The 12,442-nt window shown below is 64.4% G+C and carries 8 protein-coding genes; 3 read left to right on the top strand and 5 right to left on the bottom strand.

The annotated features are described in order from the left end of the window. Positions 1-49: 49 nt before the first annotated feature. From dcd to apbC, 3 genes are all read right to left on the bottom strand, one after another. Positions 50-619 carry a dCTP deaminase gene (dcd, locus tag LDZ23_RS03045; protein ID WP_008351052.1) on the bottom strand — a complete coding sequence of 190 codons (570 nt, stop codon included), beginning with the start codon at positions 617-619 and terminating at the stop codon, positions 50-52. A 161-nt stretch (positions 620-780) separates the two neighbouring features. Beyond that, positions 781-1,314: a superoxide dismutase family protein gene (locus LDZ23_RS03040; RefSeq protein WP_008351054.1), complete on the bottom strand. Its 534-nt coding sequence runs from the start codon at positions 1,312-1,314 to the stop codon at positions 781-783. 119 nt (positions 1,315-1,433) lie between these two features. Continuing rightward, positions 1,434-2,522, bottom strand: coding sequence for an iron-sulfur cluster carrier protein ApbC (gene apbC, locus LDZ23_RS03035; RefSeq protein ID WP_008351057.1), 1,089 nt, complete (start codon positions 2,520-2,522; stop codon positions 1,434-1,436). A 261-nt stretch (positions 2,523-2,783) separates the two neighbouring features. On the opposite strand from apbC, the gene LDZ23_RS03030 reads away from it, so the two are divergent. Both LDZ23_RS03030 and metG read left to right on the top strand, forming a co-directional pair. Continuing rightward, positions 2,784-3,440, top strand: coding sequence for a YiaD family glycine zipper/OmpA-like lipoprotein (locus LDZ23_RS03030; RefSeq protein WP_008351059.1), 657 nt, complete (start codon positions 2,784-2,786; stop codon positions 3,438-3,440). A gap of 314 nt (positions 3,441-3,754) precedes the next feature. Next, complete coding sequence (metG, locus tag LDZ23_RS03025; RefSeq protein ID WP_008351060.1) at positions 3,755-5,902, top strand: methionine--tRNA ligase; 2,148 nt, start codon at positions 3,755-3,757, stop codon at positions 5,900-5,902. Between the two features lie 64 nt (positions 5,903-5,966). Here the strand turns inward: metG and LDZ23_RS03020 are convergent, their stop codons facing one another. Together LDZ23_RS03020 and LDZ23_RS03015 are read right to left on the bottom strand one after the other, a co-directional pair. Continuing rightward, the gene (locus LDZ23_RS03020; RefSeq protein WP_244807772.1) at positions 5,967-10,130 is read right to left on the bottom strand and encodes a translocation/assembly module TamB domain-containing protein; all 4,164 of its coding nucleotides are present in this window, start codon (positions 10,128-10,130) and stop codon (positions 5,967-5,969) included. 32 nt (positions 10,131-10,162) lie between these two features. Further along, positions 10,163-11,896 carry an autotransporter assembly complex protein TamA gene (locus LDZ23_RS03015; protein ID WP_239295371.1) on the bottom strand — a complete coding sequence of 578 codons (1,734 nt, stop codon included), beginning with the start codon at positions 11,894-11,896 and terminating at the stop codon, positions 10,163-10,165. Between the two features lie 333 nt (positions 11,897-12,229). Between LDZ23_RS03015 and LDZ23_RS03010 the strand changes: the two genes are divergently transcribed. Continuing rightward, positions 12,230-12,418, top strand: a complete 189-nt coding sequence (locus LDZ23_RS03010) for a DUF3460 family protein (protein ID WP_174447747.1) — start codon at positions 12,230-12,232, stop codon at positions 12,416-12,418. Positions 12,419-12,442: the final 24 nt, after the last annotated feature.

Raw genomic sequence — 12,442 nt, 5'->3', positions numbered from 1 at the left:
ATCTCGGGGCCAGCGGTCTTTCGACAAGCTTGTAACGTGCGTGGTTCGATCAGGTTTTCGGCAGCGTCACGCCGTGCTGACCTTGGTACTTCCCGCCGCGATCGGCATACGACGTCTCGCACATTTCATCGCTTTCGAAGAACAGGACTTGGGCGACGCCCTCGTTCGCGTAGATTTTGGCAGGCAAAGGTGTCGTATTCGAGAATTCGAGCGTGACGTAACCTTCCCATTCCGGCTCGAACGGCGTCACGTTCACGATGATCCCGCAGCGTGCATACGTCGACTTGCCGAGGCACACCGTGAGGCACGAACGCGGAATGCGGAAATACTCGACCGTGCGCGCGAGCGCGAAAGAATTCGGCGGAATGATGCAGACATCGCCCTTGAAGTCGACGAACGATTTCTCGTCGAAGGCTTTCGGATCGACGATGGTGGAATTGATGTTCGTGAAGATCTTGAATTCGTCGGCGACGCGAATGTCGTAGCCGTAGCTCGACGTGCCGTAGCTCACGATCTTGCGGCCGTCCTCGGCCACGCGCACCTGATCGCGCACGAACGGCTCGATCATCTTGTGCTCTTCGGCCATGCGGCGAATCCACTTATCGGATTTGATGCTCATAGGGGACGCTACTCAACGGTGAACGGCTCGGTCTCGCGACCGCCGCCTGCGGTGAAACGGGGCATGGCCGGCGGCGGTTCTCGCCGCGCGGGCCAAACGAAAGCGGGTATTTTACGCGAAGCGCGCCGCCGCGCCGGGCGCTTCGCATGCCGCCGCAGCAGCTACCGCCGGATCACGCCGCAAGCGAGCGCGGGTCCGACGTTGTGCGGCGCGCTCGCGTACGGGTCGAGCGCTTCGCGGTGCAGCATGATCGCGCGCGAAATGATCGAGCGCACGCCGTCGAGCGAGACATCTGTCGCGACGATGAAGCCCGTCGCCGCGCCGGTTGCGTCCGCGTGGATGTTGCCGAGCTCGCCTTCGAGACGCGATGACGTTCGTCTGCGATCCGAAGGCAGCGCGAACACCGGACTCGCGTCCGGCCCGTTGACCGCGATGCAGTCGCCGCGCTCGTGAACGGTCAGCGCGTGATCGCTGTTCGGCGGCATGTCGGTGAGGCTGTAGGAAACCTGCACGCCGTCCGCGCGCTCGATCAGCGTGACGGTGCCGCGCGTGGCGTTGCCGGGCGTCGGATTCAAAACGGCGTCCGCGCGCTTTTCGTGATTCTGGAAGATGAGGCCGCAACCGCTCAGCATGACGCTGCAAGCGGCCATCGCGATCGAGGCGTAAAGCGCCCTTCCGTCGAATCTGTGTCTCATGCGATCCTCTCGGCGGCCCGCCGACGCCCCGTGCGTCCGCGCTGCCGCGCATCGAAGGCGACATGATACCGCGAGCCGCATCGCACAAGGCTCGCGCCGATTCGATCGCTTATTCGAAATCAGGTGTTCTGCACGACGATGCTCGGAAACTTCGAGGTCATGTCGCGCTGGCGCTCCGCAATCGAAATGGCGACGCGGCGCGCGATGGCGCGATACGTCTCCGCGATGCGGCTGTCCGGCTGCGACACGACGGTCGGCTGGCCCGCGTCGGTGCGCTCGCGAATGGCGATATCGAGCGGCAGGGAACCGAGCACTTCGACGCCGTATTCCTTCGCCATGCGCTCGCCGCCGCCTGCGCCGAAGATGTGCTCTTCGTGACCGCAGTTCGAGCAGATATGCGTGCTCATGTTCTCGACGATGCCGAGAATCGGAATCCCGACCTTCTCGAACATCTTCAAGCCCTTCTTCGCGTCGAGCAGCGCGATGTCCTGCGGCGTCGTGACGATCACCGCGCCCGTCACCGGCACTTTCTGCGATAGCGTGAGCTGGATGTCGCCGGTGCCCGGCGGCATGTCGACGACGAGGTAATCGAGATCCTTCCAGTTCGTCTGACGCAGCAATTGTTCGAGCGCGGACGTGACCATCGGGCCGCGCCAGACCATCGGATTGTCCTGCTCGATCAGAAAGCCAATGGAGTTCGCCTGAATGCCGTGGCCTTCGAGCGGATTCATCGTCTGATTGTCAGGCGATTCCGGACGGCCGGTGATGCCGAGCATCATCGGCAGCGAGGGACCGTAGATGTCCGCGTCCAGCATGCCGACCGACGCGCCTTCGGCCGCGAGCGCGAGCGCGAGATTCGTCGCCGTCGTGCTCTTGCCGACGCCGCCCTTGCCGGACGCCACCGCGATGATGTTCTTGACGTTCGGCAGCAGCTTCACGCCGCGCTGCACGGCATGCGCGACGACCTGCGACGAAACATCCACGGTCACGTTCGCGACGCCCGCGATCTGACGCAGCGCGCCTTCCACCATTTCGCGGATCGCACCGAACTGCGATTTCGCCGGATAGCCGAGCACGACACTCACCGCGACGTTCGCGCCGTCGACGGATACGTTGCGAATGCTTTTCAGATCAACCAGCTTGCGGTTGGTGTTCGGATCGGTCAGTGTGGCGAGTGCGGCGTCGATCTTCGCGCGGTCAATACTCATCGAGACTCCATGGAACGATTGTTGCTGGCGCCCAGCGGCGCACGGAACACTCTGAGGAAATTGAAAGTAATTGTTAGCGCCGTTGCGTTGTAACGCTTACGCATTGCACTATCCCGCTGCAAATCTTTCCGGGGACGCATCCCACCGGGCAGTCGGGCGCTTTTCTCATTATTGTAGAGGCTCGCCCGGAGGCTCGTCCGAAGACCCTTTCGCACTGTCGGCGCATGCGCCGAACGCTTGTTGAATCAAAGGAGATCGTAGATGAATACTAAGTTGATGACCCGCCTGTCCGTCGTTGCCCTGGTGGGCGCGCTTCTCGCCGGCTGTCAAACGCAGCAGGGCACCAACACCGCAGTCGGCACCGGCGCGGGCGCCGCGACCGGCGCGGCGATCGGCGCGATCTTCGGCGGCGGCAAGGGCGCGGCGATCGGCGCGGCAGCCGGCGCGGCGACGGGCGGTATCGTCGGCTACAACTGGCAGTCGATCAAGAACAAGATCTCGGGCGACTCGAAGGGCACGGGCACGCAAGTGACCGAGCAGCAGGACGGCTCGCTGAAGGTGAACATTCCGAACTCGATTTCGTTCGACACGAACAGCTACGCGATCAAGCCGTCGTTCGATCCGGTGCTGAACTCCGTCACGCAGACGATGCAGCAGCATCCGGAGCTGATCGCGAGCGTGGTCGGCCATACGGATAACACGGGTCAGGCGGCTTACAACCAGACGCTGTCGCAGAATCGCGCGCAGAGCGTCGCGTCGTACATTTCGACGCACGGCGTCGCGGCGCAGCGTCTCGCGGCATCGGGCATGGGCCAGACTCAGCCGATCGCGGACAACTCGACGGAAGCCGGCCGCGCGCAGAATCGTCGCGTGGAGATCTATCTGCGTGCGACCGCGCAGCCCGGACAAGTGCAGTAAGCGTCTGATTATAAAGGAGAATATGCCGCCGCGAGGGCGGTGGCACGAGCGGCAATTAGTCGTCTGAAAAAAATTTGAAACTTGGACGCGGTGCTGCTGTCTGTCCTTACGGTAGGCGGATGGCGATGCCATCACCTGCCATTCTCCTCTTGTCGTTGTTGCTCCGGGGCCCGATTGGACCCCGGTTTTTTTTTGGGCGCTCGAAACGCACTCCGCCCCATCCACCGCCGACTCCGCCCGCCTCTCCCCGCCCTGCTAAAATCGAGCTCCGCGTTTTTTCACAACCTCAAGCACTCCCACCGGGCCGCGCCTTTATGTCAGCACCGATTTCAGCCACTGCCACCGCCGCGCCTGCCGCTCAAGCCTTTGAAGGCGGCCGCCGCCAGATCCTCGTCACGTCCGCGTTGCCGTACGCGAACGGTCAGATTCATATCGGCCATATGGTCGAATACATTCAGACGGACATCTGGGTTCGGACGCTGCGAATGCATGGCCACGAGGTCTACTACGTCGGCGCGGACGACACCCACGGCACGCCAATCATGCTGCGCGCCGAGAAGGAAGGCATCACGCCGAAAGCGTTGATCGAGCGCGTGTGGAAAGAGCACAAGCGCGACTTCGACAGCTTCGGCATCTCGTTCGACAACTACTACTCGACCGATGCCGAGGAAAACCGCGAACTGTGCAACACGATCTACGGCGCGCTGCAGCAGGCGGGCCTGATCGAGGCGCGCGACATCGAACAAGCCTACGATCCGGTCAAGGAAATGTTCCTGCCGGACCGTTTCATCAAGGGCCAATGCCCGAAATGCGGCGCGAAGGACCAATACGGCGACAACTGCGAAGTCTGCGGCTCGACCTATCAGCCGACCGAACTGATCAATCCGTATTCGGTCGTGTCGGGCGCGACGCCGATCCGCAAGACGTCGACGCATTATTTCTTCAAGCTGTCCGATCCGCGCTGTGAGGAATTCCTGCGCGGCTGGGTCAGCGGTCTCGCTCAGCCCGAAGCCACCAACAAGATGCGCGAATGGCTCGGCGACAAGGGCGAAGCCAAACTCGCCGACTGGGACATTTCGCGCGACGCGCCCTACTTCGGCTTCGAAATTCCCGGCGCGCCGGGCAAGTATTTCTACGTCTGGGTCGATGCGCCCGTCGGCTATTACGCGAGCTTCAAGAATCTCGCGGACCGCATCGGCGTGAATTTCGGGGAATGGGTGAAGCCCGGCTCGAAGGCCGAGCAATATCACTTCATTGGCAAGGACATTCTGTATTTCCACACGCTGTTCTGGCCGGCGATGCTCGAATTCTCCGGCCATCGCACGCCGACGAACGTGTTCGCGCACGGCTTCCTGACCGTCGACGGCGCGAAGATGTCGAAGTCGCGCGGCACGTTCATCACCGCGCAGAGCGTCATCGACACGGGGCTGAATCCCGAGTGGCTGCGCTACTACTTCGCGGCGAAGCTGAACAGCACGATGGAAGACATCGACCTGAATCTCGAAGATTTCCAGGCGCGCGTGAACAGCGATCTCGTCGGCAAGTACGTGAACATCGCGAGCCGCGCGGCGGGCTTTCTCATCAAGCGTTTCGACGGCCGCGTGCAGGACAGCGCGATGCATCATCCGCTCGTCGCGCAACTGCGTTCGGCGATTCCGCACATCGCCGGCTTCTACGAGTCGCGCGAATACGGCCGCGCGCTGCGCACGACGATGGAACTGGCCGACGCCGTCAACGCCTACGTCGACACCGCGAAGCCGTGGGAACAGGCGAAGGATCCGGCGAACGCCGTCGCGCTGCATGAAACCTGCAGCGTGAGCCTGGAAGCGTTCCGCCTGCTGTCGCTCGCGTTGAAGCCGGTTTTGCCGAAGCTCATCGAAGCGGTGGAATCGTTCCTCGGCATCGCACCGCTCGTCTGGGCCGATGCCGACAAGCCGCTGTCGTCGGCGAGCGCGATCAACGCATACAAGCATCTGACGACGCGCGTCGATCCGAAGCAGATCGAGGCGTTGCTCGCCGCGAATCGCGAATCGCTCGCGCCGGCCGCGGAAGCCGCAGCCGCAACGGCGACGACAACAGCCGCTCCGGCCAAGACCGCCGCTAAGAAGCCGGACGATGCGGGCGTCATTTCCATCGACGACTTCGCGAAGGTCGATCTGCGTATCGCGAAGATCGTCGACTGCAAGGCCGTCGAAGGCTCCGACAAGCTGCTGCAACTCACGCTCGACGTCGGCGAGGACAAGACGCGCAATGTGTTTTCGGGCATCAAGTCGGCGTATCAGCCGCAAGATCTGATCGGCAAGCTGACCGTGATGGTCGTCAACCTCGCGCCGCGCAAGATGAAGTTCGGTCTGTCGGAAGGGATGGTGCTCGCGGCATCCGCCACGGACGAAAAAGCCGAACCGGGCCTCTACATTCTCGAGCCGCACAGCGGCGCGAAACCGGGCATGCGGGTGAAGTAACACGCATCGCATAACAAAAAGGGCACGCAGATCGCGTGCCCTTTTTGCTTGAAGCAGACGATGCTCAGTCCGATTCCACTTCCGTCGCCGATGCCCCGAACGGCGCGCTCACGCCCGACGCCCCCGAGGCCGCCGATGGCTGCACAGTCGACGCCCGCGATGCCGACGAAGACGAAGACGACGACCACAGCCTCGACCAGCGATTGAAGCGCCGCGTATAAGACAGATCGACGCCCTGATACGTCCCGCCGTACACCGTCACGGCCCAGAACCGCGACAGGTTCAGCGTCGCCTTGACCGCGTTGCTCGCCGATTGCAAGCCTTGCTCGTAGCCGATCACGAGCCGTTCGTTGATCGCCTTCGACAGCAGCACGACTTGCGGATCGGTCAGGCCCACTTCGCTCGATCCGACCGTGAACTCGTCCAGTCCGACCGTCTGCGCGATCTTCGCGCCGCCGCGGCTTCCGAGCAGCGCGAGCGCGCTCGTCATCGCGCTCTGCTGGCCGACGTTGTTGCCCTGATCGGTGCCGTGGCCGAACAGCAGCCACGAGAGCTTTTCGTTGTCTGGCACGCTCGGCTCGGAAATCAGCTTGGCGACCGGCGCCTGCACCGTGCCCGTCACCTGCACACCCGCCTCGACTTCCTGATTGCGCCGCATCGCGAGAATGTTGAGGCCGGGATTCGCCACCGGCCCGTTGAACGTGAAGAAACCGTTCTCGATGTTCAGCTTGCGCCCGAACGCCGTGTACGACGAACCCGGCGTCGTCACGCGCACGTTGCCGACCGCGCGCAGCGGCATGTTCGGCGCGCTCATCGCCGTAATCGTGCCCGCGAGGCCGAGGTCCGCACCCGCGCCCTTGAAGCGGAAGTGCTGACCGAGATCGATCCCGATGTTCGCGCGCGGCGTGAACGGCCCGACCGGCTTCTCGGTCTTCGCGGTGATCGACTGATTCTCGCCCTTGATCGTGCCATCGGGGCGCTCGATCACGACATCGTCGCCGAGAGACGGCGCGGACGATTCCGGCAGATCGATGAGCGCGTGATCGACGGTGAACTTGCCGTCGACCGCCATGCCGCCCTGCAAGCCCGCGTTCGCGATCGTCGCGCTGCCGGAGAGCATCAGCTCGCGATCCGGCGATGCGAACAGCTCCAGCTTGTCCGCGATGATGCTCGCGGTCAGATCGGGCTCCTGCTGATCGAGGCGCACCTTGCCGGTCGCGCGCAGCGTGCCGCTCGCGCCATGAAACTCGACGCGCTGAAAATCGACGAGATTCTCCGACAGCGCAATGCGGATGATGCCGTCCTTCAGTTGCACGCCCTGATCGACGACCGTCGCGGAAATGTTGTCGCCCGTCAGCGAGCCCGACAGATTCGGCTTCGCGACGATGCCCGCGATCACCAGCTTGAGCGCAATCCTGCCGCCGAGCAGATAGTTCGCGCCTAGCAGGCCGCCGGTCGTGCGCAATTCCGGCACGTTCGCGTTGATGGCGCCGGTCAGCGGCGCGTTGTCGTCGATGGTGAGCATGCCGTCGCGATTGACGAGCGGCGTGTGCACGTTGGCATCGATCACGCCGATGCGGCTCGCCTGGGCGTGCAGCGACGCGTTCAGGCGGTTGCCGTCGGTGAAATCCGCGCGCGCGGCGATATCGGAAATGCCGAGCGCCGACAGGCCGCGCGTACCGTCGATCGTCACGTCGCCGGCGCGGCGCTTGATCTGCGCGTAGCCCGTCGCGGTCGCGCCGAGCGTGAAGTTCCAGTCGCCGTCGAAAACGAGATCGGTGCGGATCGGCGGCTCCGCGCCCGTCAGCGTCTGGCGCACGTCGAGCAGATGCGGCACCGACAGGTTCGTCAGCGTGCCCGCCGATTGCAGGCGGCCGTTCTCCATCGCGAACGATTTCAGATTCAGCACCGCGCCTTCCGCGACGAGCCGCGTCGCGCCGAGCACGAGACGCTTCGGACCGTAGCTCACCGAAAGCGGCGATTCGAGATTCAGCGACGGCGTGCCCTTGTTCGACAGCTTCGTGATCGCGCCGTCCCAGTGCGGGCCGTCGGGCGCGTCGGTGAACTTGCCGTTCGCGCCGAGCGCGAGATTCACGGGCTGGCCGCGCACCTTGCCGGTCGCCGTCACGTCGAGCGTGTGATGCGCGCGCGTGCCGTTCAGATTCGCGTCGAGATTCGCGATGTCGATGTCTTCCGTGCTCGCATCGCGCGCCTTCAGCGTGAAGACGAGCGCGCCGTTCGCGCCGTCGCGGATATCGGCGCGGCCTTCCGCGTGACCGAGCCGATTCGCGCCGAACACGAGGCCATCGGCCTGATAGTTCGCCGCGATGTTCGGATGCGCGATCGAGCCGGTCAGATCGCCGTCCGCCTTCGCCGTGCCCGCGATGCCGAAGCCGAGCCGTTCGAGCGCGGGCGCGTCGACCTTGAAGCGCAGCCGGTCGCCGGGCGCGCCGAAGCTGCCGTTCAGATCGACGTTGTTGCCCGCCACCGACAGCGCCGCCTTGCTCGGCAACAGTCGCATGCCCGCGACCTGTATCGTGCCCTCGCCCGTCAGCGGCAGATTGTCGTACATGCTGTCGGTGAGCTTGAAGGTCGCCTTGGTCGTGAGCGTCGGCGCGAGTTGCCCCGATGCCGCCAGCGTGCCGTTCACGCGCGCTTCCACGACACGCGCCGGCGCGGCCGGCTTGTTCGACGGCTTCGCGCCTTTCTTCGCCGGCGCGGGCTTCGGCGCGATCAACTGCTGTTGCAGCAGCAGCGGATTGAACTCGACGATTTTCGCCTTCAGGTCGTAGCTCGAATTCGCGTCCTTCTTCAGCACGCCGCTCGCTTCGACGCGGCCCTTCCCGACCGTGAGCGTCACGTCGTCGAGCGTGGTCGCTTGCGGATCGAGCTTCACTTTGGCCTGCGCGCGGATCGCGGCTTTCGGATCGTTCAGGTCGGCGGCGATGCGCTGCGTGTCGCCATCCAGCTCGATGCGGATCGGTCCGGCGAAATCCGTCGGGCGCAGCGTCGGCTCGATCGCGTTCAGATCGAGCTTCGCGACCTTGAGGTCGAACTTGCCCTTGCCGCTTTTGAGCGCGCCGCCGCCCGTCACCGACGCGTTCTTCAGGAGCCGCACATCGAGATCGGTGATGCTTTGCTCGGACGCGTCGAGCCGCACGTTCGCGTGCGCGTCGATGAGCGGCAGCAGCTTCTTGTCGATGGAACCGGGCTTCGCGTTCACGATCGACACCGGCCCGGCGACGACGAACGCCTTCGGGTCCGCGCCTTCGACGGGCTTCACTTCGGCGCGCACGGCGAGGTCGGCCTCGGGCGCGCCCGGCGCGAACGCCTGCGGATTGACGTGATCGAACGTGACGAGCGCCGACTTGAGCGGCACGTCCGCGAACAGCAGCGCCTCGACGTGCGCGCGTCCGTTGAGTTTCAGGCCGCTCGCATCGACGTCGGCGATCAGGTCTTCGAGCGAGCCCGAGAGCCGCGCGCTCACGTTCACCGTTTCGTTGTTGACCTTGCCGGCATAGCCCGCATCGCCGGAAAGCGGAAACGGACGCGCGCCGCCATCGAGCTTCGCCGACGCCGTCACCGCGCCGAACGGCGTGTCGAGCCGCTCTACCGCCGCTTCGTGATGCTGGCCGTCGCTTCGGCCGTGGAAAAGCAGGCGCGAGAATTCGGTCGTCGCCGTGCCCTGATGCAGACGCAGTTTCCCGACGGAAAGATCGTTGATCGCAAGTTGAATCGGAATGCGCAGATCCTTGGGCAGTTCCGTTTTCTTGCTCGGCTCGTTCGACGGCGCAATGCGCGCATCGACCGTCCCGATGTGCAGATAATCGATCGTGAAGCGCAGCGGCTCGCGTGTGAGCGCCCAGCGGCCCGACACGCTATCGACCGCGATATCCGTGCCCTTGCCGTCCTTCCAGCGCACGTCGCGCAGTTGCAGGCCGGTCGCGATGGCGCCGCCGTCGAGCTTGCCGGTAAGTTGCCCCTTGAGCAGCTTCGTTGCCGCGTTCCATGCGTAGCGCGTGCCGCGCTCGGTCGTCAGCACGTAAAAGACCGTGCCGATGGCGATCCCGGCGATCAGCACGACGACGAGCACGAGCGCGCCGATCCACCGCGCCAGACGGCGCCAGCCGCTTTTGCGCGGCGGCGGTGTCTGCGCGCCGCCGTCGCCGCCGCCAACGTTTTCGGGCGGCGGCGCTTCGGCGTCCGCCTGCTTGTTCGGGTCCGTCATGCCGATTCAATGTCCTTCATCGTTCTCACGCATCAGAACGCGATGCCGAGCGTCAGATACGGTTTGATGCTCTTGTTCTTCAGCCCATACGCCAGGTCGACGTTGACCGGGCCGACGGGACTGCGCCAGCGCGCGCCGACGCCCACGCCCGGATCGAACACGCGCTCGCTCCAGTTGTCGGTCGCGGTGCCGATGTCGAAGAACACCGCGCCGCCCCAGTCGTGCGTGAACCAGTGCTGATATTCGCTGCTGGCCGTCACCATGTATTTGGTCGGCAGGATCGAGCCGGCCACATTGTTGCCGATGCTGAGATAGCTATAGCCGCGCACCGAATTCGCGCCGCCCGCGCGGAACAGCAGCGAAGCCGGCACGCCGCTCGACGGCCCGCTCGTGAACACGCCGCCGAACTCCGCGCGAAACACGAGCAGATCGTTCTTGCCGAGCGGCACGTATTGCAGCGCGTTGGTGTACAGGCGCGCGAAAGTCTGATCGGCCATCACGCCCTTGACGGCGAAACCCGCCTCCGCGCGGATGATGTTGCCGCGGCGCGGAAACAGCGGATCGTCGACGTCGCGGCGCACCCAGCTCCACGCGGGCACGAGCGCACGCGCCGTCGACGGATTCGGCTCGTTCTGCGTCAGGCGGTCGTCGTAGAAGGTCAGCGAATACGTCGTGTCGATGTTCTGACGCGAGCGCGAACGCTGCACGCCGACGCGCCCGCTATAGATCTTCGTGCTCGAGACGTCGGTGATCGTGTACGAGCCGAACACGGCGTTGACCCAGCCGGACGAATCGGGCGGCATCGCGAGTTGCACGCGGCCGTATTGCTGCGTCTGGTCGAGCCGCCCGGAAATCGTGAACGGGTACGCCGCGCCGAACGTATTGAGATAGCTGTAGGCGCCCTGAATGTGGAAACCCGTGTCCGTCGCGTAACCCACGCCGTAGCGGATGCTGTTGTACGGATACTCGCTCACCTTCACATGCAGCGGTGTGTCGACCGGCTTGTTCACGTCGCTGTCCGCATCGATCGCGACGCTCGCGTAATACGGCGTGTTCTGGATCTGGCGCTGCAACTCGTTCAGGCGAGCGATGTCGTAGACCTCGCCTTCGCGGATCGGATTCACATGGTCGATGATCCACGCGGGATAGCGCTTCGGGCCGCTCACCTCGAGCTTGCCGAGCGTGAAGGTCGGGCCGCTGTCGAACGTCACGGAGAGATCGGCCAGATGCGCGCGCGGATTGATGCGCGCCTGCGAACGCACGATCTTCGCGCCGAGATAGCGTTTCGATTGCAGGGCCCGCAGCGCGGCGTTTTTCGCGTCGTCCCAGCCGCTTTGCGTGAAAGGATCGCCTTCGCTGACCGAAAAAGCGAAACGCGCCGCGTTCTCCTGCGCGCGATCTTCGGTCGTCACCGCGCCCGTGAAATTCAGTTGCACCGAGGCGACCATCGTGCGCGGGCCGGGATCGACGCTCACCTTGACGTTGCGCTTGTCGTCGACGGTCGTGACGTCCGTACGCACGATGGGCGTGAAATAGCCTTCCGTCGCGACGAGATCGCGCACGTCCTTCGGCGTCGCGGTGACGAGGAACTGGAACTGGTCGTCGCTGACGTCGTCGCGCTTGGCGAAACGGGAGAGATCGAGGTTCTCCTTCAGCAGCTTCTTGATGCTGCGCGGCGCGTCGATGTCGACGTCGTACTTGGCGCAAGCGGGCGCAGCGAAGCCGAACGCGACGAGCGCCACAATCAGGGCCGGCCAGCGGCTCATGCCGCGCGGCCTTACGCGCCACGCGCGCAGCGGATCAAACGAACGCCCCGCCAAACGTGACCTCCGGCATCGGGAAAAAGTGGGATTCGAGGTAAAACTTGCAGCCGACGCAATCGGACGCAGGCGCTATTTCACCACATCGGCATGGACGCACGCCGCAAAAGCGGCCATCTCGCGCCGGACGTGCGCCGTTGGACGGCTGCGCGCCGCGTGGGTTCCGCGAAAGCTGCACGCGCGTGCGCCTTCCGGGCGACGAAACTGCCGCGCGCTTGCGGTAAAATTGCGCGCACAGGCAAAATCACAGGCTCACGCCTCGACCTCAACGGAAGCCGGATCATGTATCAGTCGGATATCACCCAGTTCATCAATCAGTTGAAAGAGCAGAAGCCCTCGCTGGAAGAAGAACAGCGCCGCGGCCGCGCGCTACTGTGGGACAAGCAGCCGATCGACCTCGACGAGCGCACCACGCAGCAGCAATCGCGCGTGAACCAGACGCCCTACGTCTATTACCAGAACTTCTGAACGTGAGCGCAGCAGGCCGCGAGC

Origin of the sequence: Caballeronia zhejiangensis (genome assembly GCF_022879815.1) — a bacterium.
Classification (GTDB): Bacteria; Pseudomonadota; Gammaproteobacteria; order Burkholderiales; family Burkholderiaceae; genus Caballeronia; species Caballeronia zhejiangensis.
The sequence above is the reverse complement of the archived record's forward strand: the minus strand, read 5'-3'. Positions and strand labels throughout refer to the sequence as shown.